Below are 26,136 nucleotides of genomic sequence, written 5' to 3'. Positions count from 1 at the left end.
CAACGACGGCCGCTTTTCTATGCTTGACACGCCGGACCAGCGAAAATCGAGAACAAACCGTAACCCCAAAGGTTAAACGACAAGCTAAGCCTCTTCCTCAAACGGGGAGCGACAGGTCTGAGAAAAATTTGGGTTGACTCCCCCTTTACTCCAGGCGTGGCATGGGCTTCCGGTCGGCTTCGATCTCCTGTGCCGTGCCGAGAGCCGAATCAAAGGACTGCACGACTTCTTGCAAAGTATTCAAGATCGCCGCAGAATTCGCCACCGGTGATTTGAAGTCAAGCGGTTGCTTCGACAAAGGGGAGCCCTCATCAACCAGGCCCCAAATTTTCGCTCCCGAGCCCCGATAATCTGAGATCTTTGACGGGAGGAAGGGGTTGAGATCTTGTTCAACACCTTTCGCCACATCGTTGACGAGCAAAACATCAAACTTCGTAGAAGCGTTAAGAAACTCCATATAAGGCAAATAGGGGTTGATCTTGATCACGTCTTGGAGTCCCCATTGCAGAACTTGCTTGCGTGCTTCCTCAACGGTGTTGCAAAAAATGTGGAGCGTAATCCTTCTTCGATCCTCTAGCTTCATATTCATGATGCTTGTGAAAACATCGCCTAATCCTCGGTTGACGTAGAAGGACCCAAAGTAACCAATGTTAACCCGCTCAGGGTTAACGCAGTAGTTAGTAGGGACAGCAGTATAGGCGGCGGAGCTAGGAACAGGGTGGGGACGCACAATGGCCTTGTTTTCGACAAGAGTCCGGAAGTCGTTTCGATAGGCCGACAGCATATAAGTCATTTGGTTCTGGTTAGTGAAGATCACTTCATCGGCAAGAACCATTGTGGCAGCTTCAACTAGGTCGAACAAGGACTTGATCTCCAAGTCTTGAAATCCGCGGTTGGAAATGATGCGGCGTAATGTCTTAGCGACTTCGTTATCGACGAGATCGCCCTGCCGGGGCTCACCCTCTACGCCAAACCTAAGAGGATCGGAGAATTCCGCCGTCCAAAAAGTTTCCGGGTGTCGGTTCTTAAAGAGCGCGCCAGCGACATGAGAGCCGACCCACAGGGCTCGCGAGTACATAGTGTCATACCCGCCTTTTTGCTCTGCTTGAGCCTCGGCTGCACGCAGTGCTTCCTCCGCAAAGTCAGAAATAGGTTCCCAGCCAGCAAAAGAAGGAGGGGTGTCGATCAAAATTCGTTTATCAACCCACCTAGACGAAAGGAAAGACAGAGATTCGTCCGTATGGCGGACTTTCGACATATTGTTAGAGATTACGTCTACGGTTCTACGACGCTCAGCAATGGCTTTTTCCGCCACGACAGCAGAAGTGTCGGAAAAGGGAGAAAAGCAATAAGAAATAGCTAGATCTTTCGCTTTTCCCGCCGTCAATATATTCCACGGGAAGGATATAAAACCGGTTCTGCCAACGTAACTTTCCAGGTGGTCAATCTCCTCAGGGTGAGATTCGAGATACCTCCTGATGAAACCTAGTTGTGCATTCTCTAAAAAGGTGCGAGCGCCAAGTTGTTCTTCGCCTACGCTAATCTCGCGCAGCGCGAGGATGCAGTCGACTCGCTGCTTTACGTTAAAGTCGAAAGATTCCTTCTGACGAGAAACTGAATCGTCACGAAGATTCCGCAGGTATGCAGCATCAGTCTGATTATTAGGGAATACCACACGCAATCCCGAAATCCTCAGAAGATTTGAAAAGAACACGAGGTCTTCGCCGCTGCGGAGTTCTGAGTTGTACTCAACCTGTGTCAAATGCCGAGCCGCTACCATTTTACAGGCGTTGAAACCTAGCATCCATGGAACCTCTTCGAGAGGTACCGTGGTTCCTGCGGCGTTGATAATACGTTGGTTGAGTGTATTCTCTTCATCGCGAGAATTGTCGGCCGAACAATTGACAATAGGGCTAGCTACGATTTTGTCTTCCGCCGCATGAATAAAAGCGTTCTCCAGATACCGCGGCTCAATTTGATCATCCGCATCGACAAAAGAGACATATTCATTTCGTACAAGCGACAGCCCTAGATTGCGGGCAGCACCTGCATTTGCGACGTCTGAGTGAAAAGTGCGCAAATTGAGCTCCGGAAACTCATTTCGCACTTCATGTAGGACAGCCTCGGTCCCATCGTCTTCTCCATTACAAACCACTAGCACTTCAAAACTCGAGGTAGGCATTGTTTGTTTTGCGAGAGATTGAATCGTGTCCCGGATAGTGTCCACTGCTTTATGCGCGGGGATGATAACCGAAACTCCGGGGTCAAAATGACGGTTAATATTCGGTTCGATCCAGTCTCGGTTCTGTAATTTCTTTATCCATTCGCGCTCAGCATCGCGAGCACGTTGGTCGTGGAGAAGGTCGAAAGCTCGAACGTCGGTCTGCATATTTGCCATTGGAGCTACTTTCTGCGTCTTTCCCAATACTTGAGTGTTAAAGAACCGAGTTTGGAACTGGAGAGAGCGTCATATTGATTTTGCAGGGAGGACAGCGAACGCTTCAGATCTAGAACCTCTTGGAGTAGGTTCGCATTTTTCGTCTCCAGCTCCTTGCTCACTGCCTTTTCTGACTCGAATTTAGCTGTTGCAGTTTTAGCCGCGTCGTTTGCGGTCCGCGCTTGAGACAATTGCTGAGTAAGGCCGTCAATTTTATTAGAGAGGCTGCTGATTTGCTCTAGGAGGTAGGCGTGGCGCCACAGTAATTGCTTCAGAACTTCAGGCGGAACGGAAGCATTTTCATTTACAGTTTCTTCGAGCAGGGTGATTACGTCGGGAGTGAGGTCGGTTGGTGGGAGTGTCGAAGCAAGTTGAGTGTTGCTCGAAAGTACTAAATGTGCAGTTGAATTTATCTTTCGGAAGTTAGAATAGGGTGAGTCCTTGGCAAGCTTAAGTAATGCGTAAGCAAAGTCAGGATCTTTTCTATAATTCCAGAGGATTTCGACAGTTGTTTGTTGGTTCTGTAACCACGCAGTTGTCACCTCCGCTACGAGTTGAGAGTTGCCAGAAGCAATCACAAGTCGGCAAGGCATGGGAATGCTGTCAGGTTTTGGAACGTCAGTGACGAACCGTGTCCCAGAGGGGAGGAAGCTTAAATCGACTTGCCTCTTGATGAGCGGATCGATGTGGGCAAGTACTTGTGCTTTCTGAAGTGATCCGCCTGAGAGATCTCCGGAGGACATAGCTATCCCGTCCATTTCTGTATTTTGAACGGTCACTGCCAGAGCCCCTTGGTGTCGATTACTTCTTTACCCTTAAGGCTCGCCGCAGGCACATTCTTGAATTCGTCATGATCGACAAGAAGTATGATTACGCCTGCTTGTTCAATTGCCTCTCGTTCGCTGCATAGGGTTACATTCGAGAAACCCTGAAGGCTTTGAGGGAGGTTTTCCACATTCGGTTCAACTGTCAAAATCTCGAGGTTCGGGAACTTCTTGGCAATTTCCTCGGTAATTTCTAGCGCGGGTGATTCGCGTAGATCATCAATATTTGCTTTGAAAGACAGCCCCAAAGCGGCGATCGATGTTGCTTGTGCCCGCTTTACTGCCTCTTCTACTTGGTTGGCAACCCATTCCGGTTTGGCGTCATTGACTTCGCGGGCTGTCCGGAGCAGCCGTGAGTTCTCGGGATCAGCTGAGATGATGAACCACGGATCGACTGCGATGCAATGGCCACCCACGCCAGGTCCAGGCTGGAGAATGTTAACGCGAGGATGGTGGTTTGCCAGGTTGATTAGCTCCCAAACGTTAATGCCAAGCTTGCCACAGATCACAGAAAGTTCATTGGCGAAAGCGATATTGACGTCCCGGAACGAGTTCTCGGTCAGTTTCGCCATTTCAGCTGTCACGGCTTTCGTCGGCAGAAGTTCGCCCTGGCAGAAGGATCGGTAAATTTCGGTCGCTCGTCGAGTAGCTTCATCGGTCTCGCCACCAATGATTCGGTCATTGCTGACCAACTCTTCCAGTGCATTGCCCGGCAGAATTCGTTCGGGGCAGTGGGCGAAATAGACAACAGGCTTCTCATCTGGGTTTTCTTCGCCGTCAGCGATTAGATCGGGGCGGAGTTCAAGGATTCGCTCAGCCATTTTGTGGGTAGTCATAGGTGGCGACGTTGACTCGAGGACAACAAGTTCACCGCCTTCCAAAAGGGGTGCAATCGACTCCGCAACGGAGTAGATGTACTTCATATCGATGCTGTATTCGGCAGTAAAAGGGGTGGGCACGGCCACAATGTAGGCATTCGCATGCACCATGTCGGTTGTTGCTCGGAAATTTCCAGATTGAAGGGCGGATTTCAGGGCTTCTTCTAGCCCTGGTTCCACTATTGTGATCTCACCTTGGTTAATACGCTTAACGTTCTCTGTTTTGACGTCAATACCTACGACGTTCAGACCGCTGTTAGCCATGATCACGGCGGTAGGCAAGCCGATATAACCTAGTCCTACAAAAGCTACGGTCTGTTGCGTCATCTAAAGTCCTGACTTTCTTCGGGTCGTACGAATTGAAGCACAGCGCACTGCGGATCTTAGGGGGCTACGACTAAGGTCCTATGGAGGCCGGTCAATCTTATCATCGAGATCGGTGATTTGCTGTGAGAGCGATTGTGGAAGGTGGCAATCGAACTTTGCTGGCCGGAAAGTAGACGTTAAATCCTCGGAAGGGGCTTTTCCTCATCACGCCTCCCAAAGGGGCGTCTTTAGGGAAGTTTTTCTTTTGAGATCGAAAAAAGGAAGACGTTTATTTACAGGGGTGGCAGGTAGGGTACGTTGCATGAACATGTCGAGTGACGAGACGCCCTCCGGGGTGAAGACGGTTGTTGTTCCCGCTGCCGGTATGGGGACGAGGTTTCTGCCCGCGACCAAGACGGTGCCGAAGGAACTGCTGCCGGTGGTCGACACCCCGGGTATCGAGCTGATCGCGGAGGAGGCCTCCGTGCTGGGTGCCTCGCGGCTGGCGATCATCACCGCGCCGAACAAGCCGGAGCTGCTGCGTCATTTCGGACAGTTCCCCAATCTGGTGGACACCCTGACCGAGCGCGGCAAGGACGAGCAGGTCGCGAAGGTCCGCCGGGCCGGGGATCTGATCGAGCCGGTGGCCGTGGAGCAGGCCAAGCCGTTGGGGCTGGGGCATGCGGTGGGGTTGGCGGAGTCGGTGCTGGATGCCGATGAGGATGCCTTTGCGGTCATGCTGCCGGATGATCTGGTGCTGCCGATGGGGGTGATGGAGAAGATGGCGAAGGTGCGTGCCGAGCTGGGTGGTTCGGTGCTGTGTGCCTTCGAGGTCGATCCGGAGGAGGTCTACAACTACGGGGTCTTCGATGTCGTGGAGATCGAGGAGGGGGCGGATCTGCCGGCCGATCAGGTCAAGCGGGTCAAGGGCATGGTGGAGAAGCCGGATCCGGCGGATGCCCCGTCGAATTTCGTGGCTGCGGGCCGTTACCTGCTGGATCGGGCGGTGTTCGACGCGCTGGGCCGGATTGAGCCGGGCAAGGGCGGGGAGCTGCAGCTGACGGATGCGATTGAACTGATGATCAAGGAGGGGCATCCGGTCCACGTCGTGGTTCACGACGGTAAGCGTCATGATCTGGGTAATCCAGCCGGTTATATCCCGGCGTGCGTGGATTTCGGTCTGTCGCACCCGAAGTACGGCCCGGGTCTGAAGAAGGCGATCACCGCCATCCTCGCCGAGCACGAGGCCGCCGAGTCCGCCGAGGCCGTAACCGTTTTCGCCTGACGGTCATCATCAGCCTTTCACCCGCCTGCGTAATCCGGGTGCGTAATCCGGGTACGGTGATTCCACCCTCTTCAATGCTGCTGTCGGTCGATAGGATTGACTCCATGACGGACGGGCGGCAGGAGACTCTCGAGCGGTTGCACCGGCGCGTCGAGCAGCTCGGGCGGGAGCTGGCCGAGGTGCGCCGGGAACTGGCGGAGCTGCAGTCCGCGGGCGGTGGGGACGACGCGGGCGTCGCGAAGGGGGAGGCGTCGGCAAGCGAGGTCTCGGCGCTGTCGGATCCGCGGGCGAAGATCGAGCTGTTCCTCAAGCGGTTCGTCGGGCGGCGGGACGTCTACGCCCAGCGGTGGACGAGCAGGAAGACAGGCAAGAGCGGCTGGTCGCCTGGGGTGCGCGGAGGGTTTTACTCGAAGGACACGCCATCGCGTGATCACCTGCCGCTGACCCCCGAGGTGATCGACGCCCACTTGCGGATGGGCGGTCCTCATGCCGGTCTGTACGTGATGCTGCCAGGCGATATGTGCCAGGTGCTGGTCTGCGATTTCGACGACGGCTCTTGGCGCGAGGACGCCGCGGCGTATGCGGCCGCGTGCCGCGAGCACCGGGTGGATGCCCTCGCCGAGATCTCGCGGTCGGGCGAGGGTGCGCACGTGTGGATCTTCTTCGATACCCCGGTTCCGGCGGCCACGGCGCGGGCCATGGGCTTTCGCCTGCTTCGGGAGGCGATGAGCCGGCGTCCGGCGATGGGCCTGGAGTCCTACGACCGCTTCTTCCCTGCGCAGGACACGCTGTCCACCGGGGCGCGGGGCCAGGCGCGGTTGGGCAACCTCATCGCGCTGCCGCTGAACGGGGACTGTCGGAAGCAGGGGACCACCGTGTTCGCCGATGTGGACACGTGGGAGCCGTTGGACGACCAGTTCGCGGCGCTGGCGGGCGTCGAACTGGTGAGTAGGGAGAAGGTGGAGGCGCTGGCCGAGGCACCTGGGCGGGGGTTCGGGCCACGACCGGAACGCATCCGGCGTCCCACCCGGGCCGAGGTGAAGAGCCACCGGGCGGCTGCGAAGGGCAGGACAGTGACGCTGAGCGTGGACAATATGGTCCACCTGCCGGTGGCGGGGCTGCCGGGTGTGGTGATCTCCGAACTCAAGCACCGGGCCTCGCTGCCCAACCCGGAGTTCTACCGTCGGCAGGCCCAGCGGTTCTCCACCTTCGGGGTGCCCCGGGTGGTGATCCGCTTCGAACACGACGAGTCGGAATTGCGGCTCCCGCGTGGGCTGCTGGATGAGGCGCAGGACGTGCTCGAGGACGCCGGCTACACGGTGGAGGTGTCGTGGCTGCCCCGTGCGGCGTCGGATATTGCGGTGGCGTTCCGGGGTGAGCTGCGGGCCTCGCAGTCGTCCGTGGTGGAGGCGGCCGTCAGTCACCGCACCGGGGTGATCGTCGCCCCGCCGGGGACCGGCAAGACTGTGATGGCGTGCGCACTCATCGCGGAGCGGAAGACACCCACGGCCGTGATCGTCAACCGCGCCGAGCTGGCCATCCAGTGGCGGGAGCGGCTGACGACGTTCCTCGATGTGGGTGACGATGAGATCGGGCAGTTGGGATCGGGACGCCGGAAACTGACCGGGAAGATCGACGTGATCATGCTGCAGTCGATCAGCCGGAAGGACTCGGATCCGCTGATCCTGGAGGACTACGGGCAGATCATCGTCGACGAGTGCCACAATATCGCCGCCCCGGCGGCCGAGGGAGCGCTCAACCAGGTGGCCGCTCCATACTGGCTCGGGTTGACCGCCACGCCCTTCCGCTCGGACAAGATGGACGAGATCATCACCATGCAGTGCGGACCCATTCGTCACCGCATGGACGTGGACGTGGCGGCCGAGCAGCGGTACGTGAAGATTCACCACACGGAGTTCGTCAGTGAGGCGGATACCGGGGACCGCGGGGCGATCCAGGACGTCTACAACGAACTGGCGGAGGACTCGGCACGGAACCGGTTGATCGTGGAGCAGGTGCGCTGGCCGTGGGGGAGGGGCGGCGCTGTCTGGTGCTGGTCAACCGGCTGACGGCGATGGATGCGTTGGTGGAGTTGCTCCGGGAGGCCGTTGAGGTGCCGATCCTGAAGATGCACGGCGGACAGAAGCGCGGGGGAGCGGTCGTTGCTGCGGGGTGGACTGGAGGAACTGGAGCAGGAGGACAAGTCGTACGTGCTCGTGGCCATGGGACGCGTGGCCGGCGAGGGCTTCGACATGCCGGGCCTGAACACGTTGTTCCTCGCGGCGCCGATTTCCTTCAAGGGCGTGGTGATCCAGCAGACCGGGCGGATCACGCGTCATGCGGGTGGAGAGCTCGATGGGGAGGAAGCGGTGGTGCCGGCCATGGTCCACGACTTCGTGGACGACCGGGTGCCGGTGCTCGCGCGGATGCACGGGCGCCGGTTGAGGCAGATGAAGAAGGAGGGGTTTGAGGTGGTGGGGTAGGGGTGGCGCGTTGATAAACTGCGGTCTTCTTTTGCGTTCGCTGGCTTGGGTAATGGGGCAAGGAGGAACGTGAATACCAGGAGCGAGTTCACCGCTTCAGAGCCGATCAAGAAGACGATGGTTGTCCGGCTCGAGTCGACGGGGAGCAAACCGGTTCAGCTGTCGTGAGCGTGGGTATCACGAGGATGTGCCTGCAGGTTGAGTGTTCCATCAGTGCGGGGCAAAGGAGAGCGTGCCGCGGCGGACGATATCCGGCTCTTCTTGGGCGGGGTGGGGGTGGGATGGGGGCCCAAGGGGAGGGGAGAAAATTTCACGAGGTCGGCAATGAATAAAAGCTGCCATACCTCTCACGATTGTCTACGTGTTAGCCGTGAGGGCTGAGTTCGTCCTCTGTCTTGCGGGGCGACTGCAGAGCTTCCGCATACGCCTGTGGTTTATGTCATATGATTACCCCGGCAATATTCCAAGTCACCTATCCGCTGAAGGGCACAGGTAGTATGACCGTGAACGTAGAAGCGCAGAAAACTGCAGGCGGAGAGGACGCTGCCCCGCAGAGAGTCCGCTGGACGCTTGTGGGACCGGGACTGGTGGCTGCCGCAACCGCCGTGGGAGCCGGCGACATGGTGGCCACGATGATCGCGGGACAGCGATACGGATACGCACTGCTGTGGGCCTGTATCGCAGGCACAATCATGAAGATCGTCCTCGTGGAGGGGGCCGGCCGTTACACCCTCGCCACGGGCAACACGATCTTCCACGGGTGGAGCAAGCTGGGCCGCTGGACCTCCTGGTACTTTGCCCCCTACATCGTGATCTGGGGCGTCGTCTACGGTGCTGCCGGTATGTCCGGCGCCGGACTCGCCATGCAGGCTCTCTTCCCGGGCACCAGCCTGACCATGTGGGCGATCCTGACGGGTCTCCTCTGCTTCGGGCTCATGTGGCTCGGCAAATACCGGATGTTCGAGAAGATCATCGCAGTTCTCGTTGGTGTTATGTTCGTGACCGTCGTGGGCATCGCCACGCTGTCTCTGCGGAATTTGCCGGAGATCCTGACAGGTCTCGTCCCCACCGTCCCGGACGGATCTTTTGTCTATGTCCTCTCGCTCGCCGGTGGTGTCGGCGGCACGATCACCTTGGCCGCCTACGGGTACTGGCTGCGTGAGAAGGGCTGGTACACGCCGAAGTGGATGAAGGTCATGCGACTGGACAACGCCGTCGCCTACATCATCACCGGTGTCTTCGTCATGGCCATGCTGATCCTGGGCGCGGACATGCTCTACAGCGCGAATCTGACGGTCGCGGATAACGACCAAGGGCTTGTCGACCTGTCCAACGTGTTGGCGGACCGTTACGGCGAGACCATGTCCGTCATTTTCCTGATCGGCTTCCTGGCAGCGGCAGTTTCCTCCGTCCTCGGCGTGTGGAACGGTGTGTCCCTGATGTTCGCGGATTACGTCGGGCACCTGAAGAAGCTGCCGGCTGATCATCCCCACATCCAGGCTGGCGGTCGTTATTACCGTATTTACCTGGCATGGCTGACGTTCCCTCCGATGCTGCTCCTGCTCCTCGGGCAGCCGACCGCGCTGATCATCGCCTATGGCGTCCTGGGCGCGCTCTTCATGCCGTTCCTCGGACTGACCCTGCTGATCCTGCTCAACACGAAACTGACGCCGAAGAACTGGCGCAACGGCTGGCTCACCAACACGTTGATGGCCATTATCTCCGTCGCTTTCGTGTATCTGTGCGCCACGCAGCTCGTCGGGCTGTTCAACTAGCACGGCCGGCGGACCGGCACCACAAGACAGCGGACCTCGTTCGCATCGACCAGTATCGGGCCGATGGGGACGAGGTCGAACTTCCCCCACTCACTCAAGGAATTTAGGCCGAGCCCGTGCTGTATCTCGCCTTGTTGTTCTTAATCCTCATCATCGGCTCGTGCCTTCAACGGGTCTCCGGGATGGGGCTAGGCCTCGTCGCCGGACCGTTCCTGGCCGTGTTTTTCGGGCCGGTGGAGGGGATCCTCGTCATCAACGTGTTGGCGTTCATCAACGCCGCGATGACGACGTTAACGGTCCGGAAGTACGTGGACTGGTGCAAAGTGGCGCTGATTTCATCCGTCCTCATCTTCGGCTCGGTGCCTGCCGCTCTGCTTATCCGGGTAGTTTCTCCGGGCGTGCTGCAGGTGCTGGTCGGTGGCCTGCTCCTGGTCGCGTTGGCCGTGGTGACATTTGGCCAGTCCCGAATTCCCAGGGCTAGCGGCAGGATCCCGGCAGTAACCGCGGGGGTGGTCGGCGGCTTCATGAACACCCTCGCGGGTATCGCGGGCCCGGCGATTACCGTTTATGCGCAGATGGCACGGTGGGATCAGCGCACTTATGCGGCCACACTGCAACCGATTTTCATGGTGGCCGGCGCTATCTCGTTCATCATCAAGCTGCTGATGGCGGCAGCGACATTGCACGTGGACTGGCGAATTTGGCCTGTCGGTGTAGCGGCGATGCTCATCGGCATCGGATCCGGAATCATCGTGAGCAAATACGTGGCCAAGAAGCAGGCCCGCCGCATCGCACTGGCGCTGGCGGCAGGCGGCGGGCTTATCGCCGTGGTCCGTGGAGCGATGAGTCTGGTATAGCAGCATCTGGCGTGCCGCGGGGAGAGGAACTGCCTCGTTCGCGGCTCCCGCAGTCTGCGCCCGGCACTTCTCGAGGGGTTCCGAGCCCGTTGGAGGGATCAGCCTTCGTGAATATAACCGCGTCACTCATCGCGCGTCCCAAGGGAGACCGTGATGTGTTGGCACTCGCGAAGTTGCAGCAGGAAGACTCGCTGAGCGAACTGCATCGTGGACGCCGAGCAGTGGACCGACTGCAGGCGTTGACATCGCGGGTTCCGTCCATGCAGATGAGCGGTTCCCCGACAAGATCGGCTGCATGATCGTCGCCAATGCGTAACTGATCAGTGGGCCGGGCCGGGGGACGTCTCGTGAAGAAGAGTGACAGGATAGTGTCTCCCTGGCATACTGCGCCCATGTTGCTTCAGCGCTTGCGCCGATCACGGCTACGCGCCACGCCATTCCTGAGTGTTCCAGCTCTTGGGTTTTTCCGGCTGAATGCCCATCAACGCATCCTGTTGCGCGATCTGCTCACGGTGGCGTCGATCGGTGTCGGGCTCGTAGCCATCAATATCACCGCGCACTTCACCACCGCCGCCTCCTGGTTCCTCACCATGCCGGCCGGTGTGCTGGTTCTCGTCGGCATCGCGAAGGTGTTGGGCCTGTCGTGGCATGATCTCGGGCTCTCCCAGCGGACGCTGCGCAAGGGCCTAATCTACGGCGGTGCGGCGGCCGCGAGCGTCGCCACGCTGGTCGGCCTCGGCCTGGTGCTGCCGACCACCCGCGAGTTCTTCCTCAATGACGCCTACAGCTCCATGCGGACCGCGCTGCTCGCAGCGTTTATCCTCATTCCCTTGCAGACTGTGATTCCAGAGGAGTTGGCCTTCCGTGGAGCGCTGCATGGATCGCTGGCCCGTCTTGGTGGCGCTCGTGCTGTCTTCATCGGCGGTTCGGTGCTGTTCGGCCTGTGGCATGTGGCCAGCTCGCTGAACCTGACGGCCTCCAATTCCGGGCTGACCGCCTTGCTGGGGTCCGGGACGGTCGCACAGTGGGCGGGCGTGGGCCTGGCGGTGGTCGCGACGTCGGTAGCCGGTGCCGGCTTCACCTGGCTGCGGCACCACACGGGCAGCGTCATCGCACCCATAGCCCTGCACTGGGCGTTGAACGCGGTGGGCGCGCTCGCCGCCGCGGCCGCCTGGCAGTTCGCGTAGGCGTCGCGGCGTCGGTAAGCGACGGGGAGACTGCGGTGCCGGGCCATGCCGGGCACCACCGCTCCGGTCGTCGAGGGGTTGGAGTTGGCGGTCAGCAGCACGTTCAGCGCCGTCAGCAGCACCAAGCCGCCGCCGAAAATGCAGCTCAACCAACTGTCCACGGTCTGTGGGCAACCCCGCTCTCGTGGGGAGCTGGATCTCGGTACACTCCGTGCCCATGGACCTTCTGGATGTGGGACGGATCATTGGCGGACTGGTGCTGTTGATCCTGGGCGGGGAGTTCCTGGTGCGGGGTGCTTCAGCGCTGGCCCGTCGCGTGGGAATCTCCTCGCTGGTGGTCGGACTTACCGTGGTTTCAGCGGCCACGTCCGCACCGGAACTGGCGATCACCATCGGTGCCGTACTGAGTGACGAGCCCGGACTGGCCGTCGGAAACGTGGTCGGCAGTAACATCGTCAACATCCTGTTCATCCTCGGGATCTCCGCCCTGGTCCTCCCCTTGGCCGTCACGCGCGGACTGGTGCGGTTCGATGTGCCCCTGATGGTCGCCATGTCGGTGGGACTGCTCCTCATGTCTCTCGACGGAGTGGTCAGCGCGGTCGACGGGTTGATCCTGTTCTGCGTGGTGGTCGCGCACACGGTGCTGACGATCGTCATCAGCCGGCGCAGCGCACGATCATCCGTCGGCGTCGGGGGGTCCGCCGGTGATTCGTCTGACGCAGACGTCGCTGGGGAGGACGAAAAACCACCTGTCGCGTCGGCCGGCAAGTCCCTCCTGCTCGTGGTATTCGGGATCGCCCTCCTGGTGGGCGGGGCCAACCTGCTCGTCGAAGGGGCAGTCAACATCGCCACCACGCTGGGCATCAGTAGCCTCGTGGTCGGATTGACCGTCGTCGCCATCGGCACGTCCCTGCCCGAACTGGTGACCTCCATCACCGCGGTGCGCCGCGGCGAACGCGACATCGCCGTGGGCAACATCGTGGGCAGCAACATCTTCAACATCGGAGTGGTGCTCGGGCTGCCCGCCCTGATTTCCCTCGAGGGCATCCCGGTCTCCGGTGCCGCAGTGGCCCTCGACATTCCGGTGATGCTGGCCACCTCGATCGCCCTGCTGCCCATCGCCTTCACAGGCTTTGTGATAGCGCGCTGGGAGGGTGCCATCTTCCTCGGCCTCTACCTCGCGTATACCGGTTATCTCATCCTCGCTGCCACCGAGCATGACGCGCTGGAGGGGTTCACGGCCGTCATGGCATGGTTTGTCCTCCCACTGGTGGCCGTCACCCTGATCGCCTTCACCTCCTACGAAATCGGGTTGAGGAAGGGGCAAAGAAACCTCACCAGTACGAACTGACGGGTTCGATGTCTCCCGGGAGGGGGTCCACTACTCGGGGGACACCCCCGTCGACAGCGGCCCCTTCCCAAGCGCTTGTGGCAGCAGGAGAGCCTGCCGGCACGACGCCAATATGCACCCTCTCGAAGACGTGCAATTTCCGCGTATCGGGGGAAGGCCCTCGCCCTTGCCCGACAGGGGTGGGGTACACGACGTCCATGTTGTCGAGGGTGGGTCTGCAGGCGCAGCGAGAACGGATAAGGGGTGAGAACATGCTCATCAAGTGGTGGATGTCCGCGGGGGCTGCTCCCGCGCCGGGTGCGGTGGCGGTGCGGTAGTCGCGGCGTCGATAAGCGCCCACGCCTACACTCTCTTCCATGCCAGACGTCGATCCCGAGATCCTCGCGCTCTACCGGATATTCGACCTGATCGGGGTGGTCCTCAACGGGATCATCGGCGGCACGATCGCCCGCCAGCGCAACTACGACATCATCGGTTTCCTGTTCCTCGCGCTGTTCTCCGCGCTGGGCGGCGGCATGGTGCGCGACACCCTGATGCAGCAGGGAACCGTCGCCGCACTCGCCGAGCCGACGTACCTGCCGCTGGCCTTCGGCGGTGCGCTGGTGGCGCTGCTGGTCAACTTCCGGGGTAAGGGCTGGGAGCTGTTCAAGGTGCACGCCGATGCGGTGATCCTGGGCGTGTGGGCCGTGACCGGCTGCGTCAAGGCACTCAGCTACGACATGCCGCTGCTCTCTGCGGTGTTTCTGGGGGTGGTCACCGCGGTCGGTGGCGGCATGATCCGGGACGTGTTCAGCGGTGGGGTGCCCAGTGTCTTCGGCGGGGTGCCGCTCTACGCCATCCCGGCGGTGCTGTCGGCGGTGTCGATGGTGGTGTTCGACAGCCTCGGACACGATGCCCTCGGCATGATCATCTCGCCGCTGCTCGGCATCGGCCTGGCGGTGCTGAGCTACTGGCGGGGGTGGGTGCTGCCGCGCAACACCGAGTGGGCGCCGGTGAACATGACCGCAGCCCAGCTGGTCCAGGCGCTCAAACGGTCCGAGGCCAAGGTGAAGGAGCTGGAGGGTCGGGTGGGGCGGCGGCGCACCAGGAATGCGGAGCCGCGCCGGCGCGACGACATCGGGGATGAGGAGGGCAGTGCCGGAGACGCAGGGTGATGGGGGCGGACCCGGCTGCCGGCTCTCGTCCCGCTCAGCGCGGGGCGTCCTCGCGCTCGAGGACGAAGATGAAGGGGGAGTCCAGGCTGCGCAGATCCATGGCCCCGAGCACCGTGTCCCGATCGATCCGGCGGAAGTGGTCGTGGATGGGCAGGGCGTCGTAGACCATCGTCGCGGTGGGGACACCCCGGTACTCGATGGTCCGCAGCCGTGCCGCCGGCTTCTTCGTGGCGAATAGGGGCAGGAGGACGCGCGCCAACCGGCCGAGCGCGGGATTCTTGAGCAGTCGGTGGAGGCGCACGACGGTGTTGATGGGGACCATCGCCGGGTTGAGGGAGAACGTGCCCCGGCGCCCGTCCATCACCAGGGGGTGGGCGTCCTCGGGGTCGTCGAAGCTCTTGCCGTGCCAACCGTAGAGTCCGAGCAGGCCGTCCAGCGGGTTGCCGGTGGGTAGCTCGCGGCCCTTCCAGGTGCCGCGCAGCTCATGGGTGGCGGCCGGCGGGAGGGAGTCGAAGAACTCGAGGACCTCATTGAGGCGGGCGGGGCGCTGCGCCAGGAGGTCGCGGAGCCTGGAATTCGCGTCCTCGGCCGGGATAGGAGGGGTGGTCATCGGGGGCATCGTCCTCGAGGTGGAGACGTCGCAGTGGGAAGTGTGCGGCTGACGCTATCAGGGGTACAGGGGAGTCGGGTGGGGGGCTTCGTCGGCGGAAGTCGCCCTCGGGTGCTGTAGGGGGAGGCACCAGGGCCGCCGGCCCCTGTTTCGCACCAGGGACAATTTCTTCTCTGAATTTAATCCCCTGAAACCGGCACGTGGAACACATTTCATGGTTTATGGTGAACCACATCTCTAATATCCACAAACCTGTTAAGGGTCACGTTTCGCTGTTTGCAAACGCACTGACCCGGTCAAACCATGGAAAGGCGCATCAGGGTGAGGCACAAAGAAGGAGGCGGGGCGGTGACCGCCCCTCCGCAGAAACGCGGACGGCAGGCTGTCATCGCGGTGGTGGCCGTCGTAGTGACGGTGTTGGCGTCATTTTTCTCTGTGCAGGCGGCATCGGGCGGCGACGACATCCGCTCCAATCTGACGCTTGTCGCTCCTGCTGCGGCCGGCGGCGGTTGGGACACGTTCCAGCGCGAGCAGCAGCAGGCCATGCGGGCGAACAGCCTGGTCAATAACGTCCAGGTGGTCAACATTCCCGGTGCCGGCGGCACCATCGGGCTGGGAAAGCTCTCCACCATGACGGCACCCAACACGCTGATGGTGGGCGGCACCGGGCATATCGCCGCCCAGATCCAGTTCGACACTCCGGCGAAGATCTCTCATGTCACTCCCATCGCCCGCGTGGTGGAGGAGTACGACATCATCACCGTCCCCACGGATTCCCCCTATGAGACGCTCGACGATCTCGTGGAGGCATGGCGGGCCAATCCCCAGGGAATCGCCTGGACCGGCGGCGGTTCCTTCGACCAGCTGGTGATGACCGAACTGGCGCTGGCCGCAGACATCGCTCCCAGCGATACCACCTACATCCCTTCCGACGGTGGCGGTGAGGCAATCCAGGCCCTGCTGAATGGAACCGCCCAGGCCTCCAGCGGTGGATTCGCCGACATGTACCCCCAGGTCGAATCCGGTCGCCTACGGGTCCTGGGCATCGCCGCACCCGAACGACTCCCCGGCATCGAGGTCCCCACGCTGACGGAACAGGGCTACGACGTGACGCTCACGAATTGGCGGGCAATGTTCGCTCCTCCCGGCCTCTCCGAGGAGGAGGTGTCCACGCTGCGGGAACTCGTGGCGGAAACGGTGGAGACACCGGAATGGCAGGCCGCGGTCGAACGCAACTACTGGCAGAGCGTGCCTCTGGACGGCCCCGAACTGCAGCAGTTCGTGGACGACGAAACCGAACGAATCGATCAACTATTCAAGGAGATGGGTCAGTGACGATAGTAGAGCGCCCCACGACCGTCAGGGGTGAAGCGGATATCAGCCAGGAGATGATGCCTCCGCCACCTGGCCCACGGCTGGTCGGCCAGGGCACCTTCTGGGAGGGCCGCTCGGCTCTCGTGATGCCGGGAGTGATCGCCGCCTTCAGCCTCTACCTGCTGGTCGGGGTAGTGACCATGGACGCCGGCGACGCAGAATTCCCCGGCCCAGGTTTCTTCCCCCTCCTCCTGGCCATCGCTGGACTCACCCTCTCGGCGCTCCTGGCCCTGCAGGTACTTCGAACCCCGGAAAAGGTGGAGGACAATTCAGAGCGCAGCTGGCGGTTCCACTCGGATTTCTCCTCCCTCGGCTGGTGTTTCGGCGGCTTTCTCGCTTTCGCGGTCCTGCTGCCCTGGCTCGGCTGGATCCTGGCCGGAGCACTGCTGTTCTGGGCCATGACCCGAGCCTTCGGTTCTCCCCGACCGAAGTTCGACATCCTGGTCGCACTGCTCATGAGTTCCGTCGCCTACCTGGCCTTCGACGTTGGCCTCGGCCTTAATCTGCCGTCGGGCATCCTGGGAGGTGGCTTCTGATGGAAGCACTGTCCATGCTGGCAGAGGGCTTCGCGGGAGCCCTCACCCCCATGAACCTGCTGTGGGTGGTGCTCGGCTGTCTGCTGGGTACCGCCGTCGGCGTCCTGCCCGGCCTGGGTTCCTCCATGGCCGTCGCCCTGCTCCTGCCCATGACCTTTGCACTGGAGCCCACCGCTGCCTTCATCATGTTTGCCGGCGTCTACTTCGGCGGCTTGTTCGGCGACTCGACCATGGCAATCCTCATGAACACCCCGGGGCAGGCCTCCGCCATCGCCTCCACTTTCGAGGGGCACAAGATGGCGGTGAACGGCCGGGCGCCCCAGGCGCTCGCGACAGCCGCCATCGGCGCCTTCATCGGCGGTATCGTGGCCTCCACTTTCGTGGTCTTCCTGGCCCCCACACTCGCCGAGCTGTCCACGGTCTTCGGACCGGCCGAGTACTTCGCTCTGGCTCTGTTCGCCTTCATCGCCACCTCCTCGGTCGTCGCTGATTCCGTGCTCAAGGGCCTGGCCTCCCTGGTGCTGGGACTGGGTATCGCCGTCGTCGGCATCGACGCTGTGACGGGCACCGAGCGTTTCACCTTGGGTGCGCCCCAGCTGTTCGACGGCATCTCCCTGGTCACCGTGACCGTCGCTGTCCTGGCACTCGGCGAGGTCTTCTACGTCGCCTCCCGGGTGCGGCGGGATCCGACGAACCTGAAGACCCGGGCAGCGGGCCGTCCTTGGCTGAGCCGGAAGGAGCTCAAGGAGGCTGCGCCCGCCTGGGCCCGCGGTACCGCCATCGGGTTGCCGTTCGGCGTGATCCCGGCTGGCGGCTCCGAGGTCCCCACCTTCCTCGCCTACGACGTGGAGCGGCGCCTGGACCGCCGGCGGAAGAACCCTTTCTTCGGCAAGGGGGCCATCCGCGGCCTGGCCGCCCCGGAAGCCGCCGGCAACTCCACGACCGGTATGTCCATGGGGGCGCTACTGGCCCTCGGCCTTCCGATCTCGGCCACCGCGGCGATCATGTTGGCGGCGTTCCGCCAGTATGGTCTGCAGCCCGGACCACTGCTCTTCGACCGGAACCCCGACCTGGTGTGGGCGCTGCTGGCCAGCTTCTTCATCGCCATGGTCGTGCTTCTGGCGATCAACCTGCCCTTCGCCCAGCTGTGGGCCAAACTGCTGCTGATCCCCAAGCACTATCTGTACGCGGGCATCACCCTGTTCTGTGGACTGGGTATCTTCGCCACCTCCGGCGCCGTCTTCGACCTGCTGCTGCTCCTGGGCATCGGCGCCATTGCCTTCCTGATGCGCCGTTACGGCTATCCGGTGGCCCCGTTGATGATCGGAATGGTGCTCGGCCCCCTGGCCGAAACCTCCCTGCGGGACGCCCTGTTGTCCTCGGTGGGTGACTTCTCCATCCTGGTCTCGAGCCCGATCACCTGGGCCATCTACGGCCTGCTGTTCGTGGTCATCGCCTTCGCCATCCGAAAGGCGATCATCAGCCGCAAGATCAAGGATGTGCAGGAAGAGCCCACGCTGGAGCCTGCCACATAGTGGAAGAATACGGAGCGGGCCTTCACGGTCCCGCCCCCAACCCTCTCAGCCCTCTCAGCGACGGCAGGTCCCGTAAGTCACCTGCGGGGCCTGGGATATGAGCTCACCCCGAGGTCCGGGGTGGGTTCCCTGACTGAGGGGGTATTCCTCAATGCGCAGGCACTTACCGTGTATTCGGGGAGCTCCTCATCCCGAATCAGGCTACGACTTCTGTCCGGGTGCACGGCATCAGTGAGGGCATCCGGGTAGCCCTGACTGAGATCTTTCCGCTCAGGGGGAGCGGCGAGGCTCTCAGTCCCGCTTCCTCGGCCACCAGCGCCATCTCCGCCGCGGGCGGTTGGGGCGCGCCGGGCTGTCCGCACGATCGACCGGCACCAGGCCGGTGCGCTCGGCCCGGACCAGCTGCCCGGTGTAGTACGCGCGTTCCCAGCCCAGTGCCGGCAGCGGCCGGTATGCCTCGGCGTCCCTGGCCGGGTCAAGGTGGCGGTCCAGGCCCAGCCCGGCGAGGACCACTTCACCGGTCTCACCCCACCGCACCGGCTTCCCCTGCGGGTCGATCACGCAGAGCTGCGAGCCCGGAATCGGGCGGCCGGCGCTCAGCGGGGGCGGGGGCACGGACGCTCCGCCCGCGATGCGCAGGACGGTTCCGGTGGCGCGGTAACCGGTCCAGATCTCCAGATCCAGGTGGCGAAGTTGCTCGATCAGCCCCCGCGGGGTGTCCTCGCCCGCGAGGATCAGCAGCCGTACGTTGTGCAGGGTCTGTTGCGGCCAGGCCTCGACCAGGCTGGGGAGGGTCGCCAGCACGGTGATCCGGCGGTCGACGATCCATTCCCGTAAGGCCTCGCTCGAGTCCAGGACAGCGCAGGGCGTCGGCACCAGGGTCGCTGCCTGGCACCACGACAGCCACATCTCCTTGGTCGAGGGGATCGAGGCGATCGATTGGCGGGTCATGACCCGGTCTCCGGGGCGGAGCGGGGCGTCCGCCAGGTACGCCATCGCCTGAGCGTCCGCCACGCCAGCCGCAGAGCGGTGGGTGGTGACCACGCCCGCCAGCTTGTCCGCCGGCCCCGAGAAGAAGAGCCAGGCGTCATCCTCCGGGCCGGGTGCGGAGGCGTCCGGCGCCCCGGTCTTCTGGCGGAGGACCGTCAGCTCGAGATCCGCGCCGTAGACGACGTCGACCTCGCCGGCCTTCCAGATGGCCTCGGCCCGGTCCTCGGTGTCCCCCCAGTCCACGGGCACGTAGGCGGCACCGGCGAACAGCGTGGCCAGCACCGCCACATACGACTGCATGGTGCCCGGCGGAACGCGGATGCCCACGCGGTCGCCGCGGCCGATGCCGTGGTCGTGCAGGCGTTTGACCTGCTCCTCGAGGATGACGGAGAACTCCCCGTAGGTCAGTCGGTCCCCGTCACAGTCGATGGCCACCGCATCGGGGAAACGATCCATCGTCGTGCGGGCGATGTCGATCAACGTACGCGGGCGAGGCCCGCCGTCCAGTCCGAAGATGGCCAACTCCGGGTGGTCGGTCGAGGGCGGGACCAGCCGGTTTTCGGGATACATATTAAAAGCTGTCCTAGAAAGTGTGTGGTGGGGTCGGGTCAAGGGCAGCCGGGATCCCCGGGCTCGGGTAGGCCGGACAAGCTGGCAGATTCGACGTCCGTCGACAGCTGTCCTCCGGGGAAGTAAGCCGGCGGTTCCGCATTTCTGCCGGGGTCTTCGACATGTCTCTCTCCGTCAGTGCTATCCGAAGGTGGATGTGTGGGCGCAGCGGCGACGGTCGAATCCTGAACGGTGCAACTATATCCGCCGTGATCGAATTTTGCGCGCTATACGCAAAATTATTTTTCACAGCATCCGCTCACTGGCTCTTCACCGGCCGGCGGCAGGCAGACGACGGGTGGCTTGGGACAGAAGCGCTCTGCGCTTTACGCTCGTATGGCCTGATATCACGTGCTCAAATAAGGGGTGTTCCCGCCCGTGGTGGCAGGCTGGGCATGCGGCCAGCCAGTGCCTGCCGCCGATAATGTGCCCGGCGCCCCCCCGGCTGCGACCATGGGGATGACACCGCAGTCAGCGGCGTGACGATCAGAAACAGGAGCATGGACATGACAACCGCCGTACCCGGAACCGATTTCCTGCTACCTGCCCAGCGGTACCCGCGATGACCACCGGTGGAAACCACGGGGGCCGACGCAGCCCCCTACGATTGCTGGTGGGCCTTGTCCTGCTCGCGATGCTCGTGGGATCGCTGGTGATCTTCGGGCCCGGCCTGCTCCGCACCCTGCAGGAAGGGGGCAACCCGCTGCGCTGGGGCCCGGAGTGCACGGTCGAGACCGCGGACGGGGAGATCGGGCTCGACCGTGACGAGGCGAAGCTGGCCACCACGGCGGTGGCGCTGACGGCCCGCGGGGCGCCGGCACCGGACACCTCCGGCATCGACGACGCGGCGCTGCAGCGGCTGGCCGAGGGGCCACCCGGGGATGCCGGCCCGAGTCTGACCTGCCGGGGTTCGGCCGCCGGTGAGCTGCCGGAACAGCAGATGACCGACACCGGCCTGACACCACGCGCCGAGCAGCTCCGCGCGGCGATGACCGAGGTATTCGGCGACCGGCCCGTGGGCGGGTTCGCGCCGGGCGGCATCGACCAGGGGCACGGAGAGGATTCGACGCACTATGACGGCCGCGCCATCGACATCTTCTTCCGTCCGGTGACCGAGGAGAACCGGCGTGAGGGGTGGCTGCTGGCCCACTGGCTGATCGCCCACGCCGAGGACCTGCACATCCAGTACGTCATCTTCGATGACCGGATCTGGAGCGCACAGCTCACGAGGGCAGTGGCGGGACTATGACGCACCGGACCCCGCCAACGAGATCCTGCGCCACCTCGACCATGTGCACGTGGACGTGCTGCGCGGGGACCCGGCCTGAGGGCCCCGGTTACCGGAAGGGTGGGGCCGTCGTCAGATGATCGGATGCCTGCGCGCAGGTGCGGGCGCCACAGCCTGGCTACCATGGCGGGCATGAGTGCTCTGGAGAAGGTAACGAAGTGGCCGGTGGACAACGCGGCGGCGGCGCTGATCGCCGACGGTGAGGTGAGCACGGTCGGGGACGCGGACCGCGTGTACGAGCTGGCCAGCGTGACCAAGCTGCTGGCCGCCTACGGGGTGCTGCTCGCGGTCGAGGAGGGTGTGTTCGAGCTGGATTCTGCTCTGGGCCCGGAGGGATCGACGGTCCGGCACCTGCTCGCGCACGCCTCCGGGATGGCCTTCGACAGCCGCGAGTCGCAGAAGGACGTGGGGGAGCGGCGAATCTACTCCTCCGCGGGATTCGAGTGGCTGGCCGAGACCGTGGCGGAGGAGACCGGGATACCCTTCGCCGAGTACCTCGCCCAAGGTGTGTTCGCCCCACTGGGGATGGAGAGCACGGAGCTGTACGGATCCGCCGGGCACGAGGCCCGTTCGACCGTGGCCGACATGACGGCCTTCGCGAAGGAGCTGTTGGATCCCACGCTGCTGCACGAGACGACCGTGGCGGAGGCGTTCACGGTACAGTTCCCGGAGCTGGAGGGCGTGGTGCCCGGCTTCGGCCCGCAGAAACCCAACGAGTGGGGCCTGGGCTTCGAGATCCGGGGCACGAAGGATCCGCACTGGACCGGGCAGTCCATGCCCGCCGAGCTCGTCGGCCACTTCGGGGTGGCCGGCACCTACCTGTGGGCGGTGCCCGGGACTGGGCGGGCCATGGTTGCGCTGACCGACCGGGACTTCGGGAACTGGGCGAAGCCGCTGTGGGCGGAGACGAACGACGAGATCTGGCAGGAGCTGGAGGGGTAGCTCCCACGCCCGGCAGGGGCGGGCGTCGATAAGCAATGATTGCCTGCGGTCGCTGCGGGTAGCGGCCTGTACAGACACGACGGCGCCGCCGGGAAGTCTCCCGGCGGCGCCGTCGCTGTCAGTGAGGGTGAAGCACTGCGCTTTTTAGAGGGCGCCGTTCTGCCACGGGCCGGTGATGGCGTAGGTGATGCCCGGGGTCTGGACGTTGAAGAACAGGATCTTGCCGTCCGGGCTGAAGGTGGCACCGGCGAACTCGCTAGTGTTGTCGGAGTTCAGCTCCGCCAGGTCGAAGATCCGGCCGTCGGTGGTCACGCCGCGCAGCAGGTCCTTGCCGCTGCCGTCCTCGCACAGCACCAGGCCGCCGGTGTTCGGGGAGACGCAGAGGTTGTCCGGGCTCTCCAGGACCTCCGGGTCGGTGGACTCGTAGACCAGCTCGAGCTTGCCGCCGGCGTCCTGACGGGCGTTGGACGACCTGGACGAGGACATCGAGGACAGCGAGGACTTGCCGTTACCGTTGTTGCCGCCCGGGGTGTAGCGCCAGACCTGGCCCAGACCGGCGTCGCCACCGCTGGTGGAGTTGATGTAGACGGAGCCGTCGCCGTACCAGGCGCCCTCGAGGCGGTCGAAGAGGGCGCCGCCCTGCTCGTGGCCCTGCTTGAACACGGCCAGGGTGTCGGTGCTGTCCGGATCCGGATCGTTGATGTCGACCCACTCAACCGGCAGCGGCTGGCCGGCCTGCTGGCTGAAGCGGGTGTCGTACTTCGGCTGGCCCTTGATGGCCATCATCTGCAGGCGGCCGCCGGCGGTGAGGTTGTCGCGGTCGTTCGGGATGAAGCGGTAGAAGCCGGAGGTTCCGCGGTCCTCGGTCTGGTAGACGATGCCGGTGGCCGGGTCGACGGCGACGGCCTCGTGGGTGAACCGGCCCATCTCCTTGATCGGGACGGCGTCGACCGGGGAGGTGGCGTCGGCGGGGACCTCGAAGACGTAGCCGTGCGGGGTGTCGGTGTCCAGGCCGGAGAAGGTCTCCTCGCAGGTCAGCCAGGTGCCGTTGGGGGTCGGTCCGCCGGCGCAGTTGCGGATGGTGCCGGTCAGCGACGGGTAGGCGGCCACCAGCTCCATCTTGTTCGGATCGAAGACCAGGTTGGTGGTGCCACCGGCCGCGTTCGGGTCATAGGGGTTCTCGCCGAAGGCCGCACCCTGGGAGTTCTCGTGGTTGCGGACCAGGTTGATCATGCCGTTCGCACCGGCGAACGCGGCCATGCCGTCGTGCATGGCCGGGGTCGGGGTGCCGTCGCTCAGCGGGGTGCCGGTCTGGCCGAAGGCCACGTAGGAGAAGCCGGCGGGCAGGAGCAGCTCGCCGCCCGGGGCCGGCTGCAGCGGACCATAGCCACCGTTGTTCGGCGCCTGCATGGTGTCCACACCGTTGCGGCGGCCCTCGGCGGCCATGGCGGTCTGGCCCATGAGCGCGGAGAGTGCGGCGGCAGCACCGGCCACGCCGGTGGCCTTCAGGAAACCGCGGCGCCCGAAGGCGGTGTTCATCTTGGGCTGGGATGACGTCATCTCGTTTTTCCTCACTGGTTCGCGCCGGGAGTGGTCTGGACACCCGGCGTGTTTCTACTGGTTGCTCAATAGTTATCGGGCGATCGGATGTACAGGTCTTTCGACGAATCTCCCGACGTTTGCCCATGATTGCCACGCACCTCGGGCCCGTTAGGACGCTCCCATCCGGGCGGGCGGTGTGGGCGCAGAAGGGAACACTAATGCAGGTTCGCGAAGTTCGCAGTGCGAGCTAAATTTCTGCTCAGAGTTGCGGGATCGGTGCAGGGGGAGATGAGTGGCGTCAGGGAGGGCTGGTGCTCTTGGGTGGCCCGCTGGAGAGAGGGCGACTGGTTAGCATGGCGGGCATGAGTGCTCTGGACTGGTTGGCCGACGGGCAGGTGGATGGTGGCGGGTGACGTGAGCCGGAGGGGCGGGACCGTGCGCAGGGTGCCGCTGGCCGTGACCACGGGATGGAACGGGCCCTCGTTTCGCGCGGGGACGGTGCGGTACTTGACGGGTGGCTACGGTGCCTCGGTGCGGCGCTGGCGCTTGCACGTGGCGAACCGGCACCCGCGGTACGGCTATTCCGATGGACCGTTCGAGCTGGAGTCAGTGTCTGTGGGCCCTGGGGAAGATGGGGCCTGGCGCGCCGGGGAATTTTCCGGGGAACCGGTGCGGTTGGTGGATTCGTCGGTTTCGGTCGGGGACGGCGGCGAGTGGGTCTCCGAGTGGTTGATGCTCGATCTGCGTGCGCCGCTGCTGGTTCAGGTGGAGTTCGCGGCGGAGGAGACCTCCGCGATGCTGGCGCCGTGCTGGGTCTGGGACAGGGGCGGACGGTGGCGAGTTTCCGATTCCGGGCCGCTGTGGATCTGGCTCGAGGCGGAGGTTTCGGATTCGGTGCCGGTGGTCGCGGTGCTGGGGGACTCCACCGGTGCCGGCCAGGGTGCGGACCTGCCCTTATTCGAATCTTCGCTTGCGGTTGCAGGGCGGCGACTGGGATTCCTGCCGGTGTTCTACGCGCACAGCGGTGACACCCTGGGAGAGAACATGCGGGTGGACGCCTTCAACTACCGGCGGTGGGCGGACTTCTCGCGCGCGGATGCCGCGCTGGTCCAGGCGGGATCGAATGACCTGCACTCAGGGGCTTCGTTGGAGTCGCTGCAGAAGAGGTTCGCCGGCGTGGTGGAGGCGGTGCGTTCGCGGGTCTCGGGTCGGGTGCTGGCCTGCACGATCAAGCCGCGATTCCCGGACTCGGATGTGTTTGAGGGCGTCCGGGCGGCCTACAACGAGTGGCTTCTCGGCCTGCCCCACGGGATTGAGGGGGTGGTGGATACCGCGGCGCGGATCGGGGACTCGAAGACGCCGGTGGAGTTCGCGGCGGATGCGGGGCATCTGACTACGGCGGGGCATGCGGCGATGGCGGGGGCGTTTGTGGAGGCAGGGGAGCTGAGGAGCGTGCTCAGGAGAGATGAAAACCGCCGGCGCTGAGGTGCGCCGGCGGTTTCCGTGGATCGGGTACGGCTAACGGGGGTCGTTCTCGCAGCCCACGCCGTCGCTGTTGCCGTCAAGACGCCGCGGACCGTGGGTGTACCCCGGCTCACCTGCATAGATAGGACGGCCGAGCTTGTTCCACACGTCGGTGCAGTTCTTGTACGTCGGCTGCATCGTCCGTACCGGGGCCGGTGCCGGTGCCGGTGCCGGAGCGGGCGCGGGGGCAGGAGCCGGAGCGGGCGCGGGGGCAGGAGCCGGCGCAGGAGCAGGGGTAGGAGCGGGAGCAGGAGCCGGGCCGGGAATGATGCCGGGCAGCGGGTTCGGGATGAGGCGGGTCTGGATTGCCCAGTTCACCCCGGCGGCGATGGCGCCCCCGACAGCGAGAACCGCGATCAGGACGCCGACCTCACTGTCGGAGGAACCGGAGTTGGTGGCCTCTTCGCCCGCGCCCGGCTCCAGGGCGGCATTCGACTCCTCGGAGGACAGTTCACTGCTGGTGGAGGAGAGGGCGCTGCTGGCCGAGTCGGCATCCTCAGTGGAGTCCGGGTTTGCGGCCACTTCGCTGCTTGTTGCCGAGGACAGATCGACAGCGCTGCTCAGGAGGGCGGATTGGGCGGAGACGGGTTGCGCCACGCCGATGACCAGAGCAGCGGCGGTGGCGAGACTGACGATGGTTTTACGCATC

General features: G+C 63.4%; 21 protein-coding genes. 14 read left to right on the top strand and 7 right to left on the bottom strand.

Features of this window, described 5'->3' with window-relative positions:
* Positions 1-145: 145 nt before the first annotated feature.
* The 3 genes from A605_RS15065 to wecC are packed head-to-tail and all read right to left on the bottom strand — an operon-like array spanning position 146 to position 4,466.
* Positions 146-2,398, bottom strand: coding sequence for a glycosyltransferase (locus A605_RS15065; protein WP_081602123.1), 2,253 nt, complete (start codon positions 2,396-2,398; stop codon positions 146-148).
* A gap of 5 nt (positions 2,399-2,403) precedes the next feature.
* Complete coding sequence (locus tag A605_RS15340; protein WP_149029420.1) at positions 2,404-3,216, bottom strand: hypothetical protein; 813 nt, start codon at positions 3,214-3,216, stop codon at positions 2,404-2,406.
* Entirely contained in the window at positions 3,213-4,466 is a 1,254-nt protein-coding gene (wecC, locus tag A605_RS15060) for a UDP-N-acetyl-D-mannosamine dehydrogenase (protein ID WP_015401460.1), read from the bottom strand. Before wecC ends, A605_RS15340 begins: the two co-directional genes overlap by 4 nt.
* Before the next feature lie 301 nt (positions 4,467-4,767).
* On the opposite strand from wecC, the gene A605_RS10325 reads away from it, so the two are divergent.
* The 8 genes from A605_RS10325 to A605_RS10295 all read left to right on the top strand — a co-directional run bounded on the left by A605_RS10325 (position 4,768) and on the right by A605_RS10295 (position 14,537).
* Complete coding sequence (locus A605_RS10325) at positions 4,768-5,730, top strand: UTP--glucose-1-phosphate uridylyltransferase (protein ID WP_042440131.1); 963 nt, start codon at positions 4,768-4,770, stop codon at positions 5,728-5,730.
* 104 nt (positions 5,731-5,834) lie between these two features.
* Complete coding sequence (locus A605_RS10320) at positions 5,835-7,799, top strand: TOTE conflict system archaeo-eukaryotic primase domain-containing protein (RefSeq protein ID WP_244428976.1); 1,965 nt, start codon at positions 5,835-5,837, stop codon at positions 7,797-7,799.
* Between the two features lie 93 nt (positions 7,800-7,892).
* Positions 7,893-8,213: a hypothetical protein gene (locus A605_RS15865; protein WP_244428975.1), complete on the top strand. Its 321-nt coding sequence runs from the start codon at positions 7,893-7,895 to the stop codon at positions 8,211-8,213.
* Positions 8,214-8,800: 587 nt separating this feature from the next.
* Positions 8,801-9,988: an Nramp family divalent metal transporter gene (locus A605_RS10315; RefSeq protein ID WP_244428974.1), complete on the top strand. Its 1,188-nt coding sequence runs from the start codon at positions 8,801-8,803 to the stop codon at positions 9,986-9,988.
* A 119-nt stretch (positions 9,989-10,107) separates the two neighbouring features.
* Positions 10,108-10,845, top strand: a complete 738-nt coding sequence (locus tag A605_RS10310; protein WP_027004502.1) for a sulfite exporter TauE/SafE family protein — start codon at positions 10,108-10,110, stop codon at positions 10,843-10,845.
* 392 nt (positions 10,846-11,237) lie between these two features.
* A complete protein-coding gene (locus A605_RS10305; RefSeq protein ID WP_211208974.1) occupies positions 11,238-12,032 on the top strand; it encodes a CPBP family intramembrane glutamic endopeptidase in 795 nt (264 codons plus the stop codon).
* Between the two features lie 217 nt (positions 12,033-12,249).
* Positions 12,250-13,383: a calcium/sodium antiporter gene (locus tag A605_RS10300; RefSeq protein ID WP_015401455.1), complete on the top strand. Its 1,134-nt coding sequence runs from the start codon at positions 12,250-12,252 to the stop codon at positions 13,381-13,383.
* A 356-nt stretch (positions 13,384-13,739) separates the two neighbouring features.
* Positions 13,740-14,537, top strand: coding sequence for a trimeric intracellular cation channel family protein (locus A605_RS10295; protein ID WP_015401454.1), 798 nt, complete (start codon positions 13,740-13,742; stop codon positions 14,535-14,537).
* A gap of 34 nt (positions 14,538-14,571) precedes the next feature.
* Here A605_RS10295 and A605_RS10290 read toward each other — a convergent pair whose 3' ends face one another.
* Positions 14,572-15,147 (bottom strand): DUF4334 domain-containing protein, encoded by a 576-nt coding sequence (locus A605_RS10290; RefSeq protein WP_015401453.1) that lies wholly within the window; start codon positions 15,145-15,147, stop codon positions 14,572-14,574.
* A gap of 348 nt (positions 15,148-15,495) precedes the next feature.
* Here A605_RS10290 and A605_RS10285 point away from each other — a divergent pair, with 348 nt between their 5' ends.
* The 3 genes from A605_RS10285 to tctA are packed head-to-tail and all read left to right on the top strand — an operon-like array spanning position 15,496 to position 18,592.
* On the top strand, positions 15,496-16,482 hold the full coding sequence (locus A605_RS10285; protein WP_015401452.1) for a tripartite tricarboxylate transporter substrate binding protein: 987 nt from the start codon (positions 15,496-15,498) through the stop codon (positions 16,480-16,482).
* Positions 16,483-16,538: 56 nt separating this feature from the next.
* The gene (locus tag A605_RS10280; protein WP_244428973.1) at positions 16,539-17,057 is read left to right on the top strand and encodes a tripartite tricarboxylate transporter TctB family protein; all 519 of its coding nucleotides are present in this window, start codon (positions 16,539-16,541) and stop codon (positions 17,055-17,057) included.
* Positions 17,057-18,592: a tripartite tricarboxylate transporter permease TctA gene (tctA, locus tag A605_RS10275; RefSeq protein ID WP_015401450.1), complete on the top strand. Its 1,536-nt coding sequence runs from the start codon at positions 17,057-17,059 to the stop codon at positions 18,590-18,592. The genes A605_RS10280 and tctA overlap by 1 nt, the downstream gene beginning before the upstream one ends.
* 291 nt (positions 18,593-18,883) lie before the next feature.
* Here tctA and A605_RS10270 read toward each other — a convergent pair whose 3' ends face one another.
* Entirely contained in the window at positions 18,884-20,152 is a 1,269-nt protein-coding gene (locus A605_RS10270; RefSeq protein WP_015401449.1) for an AMP-binding protein, read from the bottom strand.
* A gap of 601 nt (positions 20,153-20,753) precedes the next feature.
* Between A605_RS10270 and A605_RS10265 the strand changes: the two genes are divergently transcribed.
* Both A605_RS10265 and A605_RS10260 read left to right on the top strand, forming a co-directional pair.
* Positions 20,754-21,440: a VldE C-terminal domain-containing protein gene (locus A605_RS10265; protein ID WP_211208973.1), complete on the top strand. Its 687-nt coding sequence runs from the start codon at positions 20,754-20,756 to the stop codon at positions 21,438-21,440.
* A 171-nt stretch (positions 21,441-21,611) separates the two neighbouring features.
* On the top strand, positions 21,612-22,421 hold the full coding sequence (locus A605_RS10260; RefSeq protein ID WP_027004505.1) for a serine hydrolase domain-containing protein: 810 nt from the start codon (positions 21,612-21,614) through the stop codon (positions 22,419-22,421).
* Between the two features lie 144 nt (positions 22,422-22,565).
* Here the strand turns inward: A605_RS10260 and A605_RS10255 are convergent, their stop codons facing one another.
* Positions 22,566-23,981: an alkaline phosphatase PhoX gene (locus A605_RS10255; protein WP_015401446.1), complete on the bottom strand. Its 1,416-nt coding sequence runs from the start codon at positions 23,979-23,981 to the stop codon at positions 22,566-22,568.
* A gap of 438 nt (positions 23,982-24,419) precedes the next feature.
* On the opposite strand from A605_RS10255, the gene A605_RS10250 reads away from it, so the two are divergent.
* Positions 24,420-25,448, top strand: coding sequence for an SGNH/GDSL hydrolase family protein (locus tag A605_RS10250; RefSeq protein ID WP_211208972.1), 1,029 nt, complete (start codon positions 24,420-24,422; stop codon positions 25,446-25,448).
* A 33-nt stretch (positions 25,449-25,481) separates the two neighbouring features.
* On the opposite strand, the gene A605_RS10245 is transcribed toward A605_RS10250, so the two are convergent.
* Positions 25,482-26,135, bottom strand: a complete 654-nt coding sequence (locus A605_RS10245) for an excalibur calcium-binding domain-containing protein (protein ID WP_027004506.1) — start codon at positions 26,133-26,135, stop codon at positions 25,482-25,484.
* Between the last annotated feature and the right edge of the window lies 1 nt (position 26,136).

The sequence above is a fragment of the Corynebacterium halotolerans YIM 70093 = DSM 44683 genome (assembly GCF_000341345.1).
Taxonomy (GTDB): Bacteria; Actinomycetota; Actinomycetes; order Mycobacteriales; family Mycobacteriaceae; genus Corynebacterium; species Corynebacterium halotolerans.
Note: the sequence above shows the minus strand (reverse complement) of the source record. Positions and strands in the feature narration are given on the sequence as shown.

Coding starts and splice junctions, on each gene's coding strand:
- A605_RS10305 (WP_211208974.1), top strand. CDS start 11,238: ATGTTGCTTCAGCGCTTGCGCCGATCACGGCTACGCGCCACGCCATTC.
- A605_RS10325 (WP_042440131.1), top strand. CDS start 4,768: ATGAACATGTCGAGTGACGAGACGCCCTCCGGGGTGAAGACGGTTGTT.
- A605_RS10280 (WP_244428973.1), top strand. CDS start 16,539: ATGCCTCCGCCACCTGGCCCACGGCTGGTCGGCCAGGGCACCTTCTGG.
- A605_RS10295 (WP_015401454.1), top strand. CDS start 13,740: ATGCCAGACGTCGATCCCGAGATCCTCGCGCTCTACCGGATATTCGAC.
- tctA (WP_015401450.1), top strand. CDS start 17,057: ATGGAAGCACTGTCCATGCTGGCAGAGGGCTTCGCGGGAGCCCTCACC.
- A605_RS10260 (WP_027004505.1), top strand. CDS start 21,612: ATGAGTGCTCTGGAGAAGGTAACGAAGTGGCCGGTGGACAACGCGGCG.
- A605_RS10320 (WP_244428976.1), top strand. CDS start 5,835: ATGACGGACGGGCGGCAGGAGACTCTCGAGCGGTTGCACCGGCGCGTC.
- A605_RS10300 (WP_015401455.1), top strand. CDS start 12,250: ATGGACCTTCTGGATGTGGGACGGATCATTGGCGGACTGGTGCTGTTG.
- A605_RS10245 (WP_027004506.1), bottom strand. CDS start 26,135: ATGCGTAAAACCATCGTCAGTCTCGCCACCGCCGCTGCTCTGGTCATC.
- A605_RS10270 (WP_015401449.1), bottom strand. CDS start 20,152: ATGTATCCCGAAAACCGGCTGGTCCCGCCCTCGACCGACCACCCGGAG.
- A605_RS15065 (WP_081602123.1), bottom strand. CDS start 2,398: ATGGCAAATATGCAGACCGACGTTCGAGCTTTCGACCTTCTCCACGAC.
- A605_RS10265 (WP_211208973.1), top strand. CDS start 20,754: ATGACCACCGGTGGAAACCACGGGGGCCGACGCAGCCCCCTACGATTG.
- A605_RS10255 (WP_015401446.1), bottom strand. CDS start 23,981: ATGACGTCATCCCAGCCCAAGATGAACACCGCCTTCGGGCGCCGCGGT.
- A605_RS10290 (WP_015401453.1), bottom strand. CDS start 15,147: ATGACCACCCCTCCTATCCCGGCCGAGGACGCGAATTCCAGGCTCCGC.
- wecC (WP_015401460.1), bottom strand. CDS start 4,466: ATGACGCAACAGACCGTAGCTTTTGTAGGACTAGGTTATATCGGCTTG.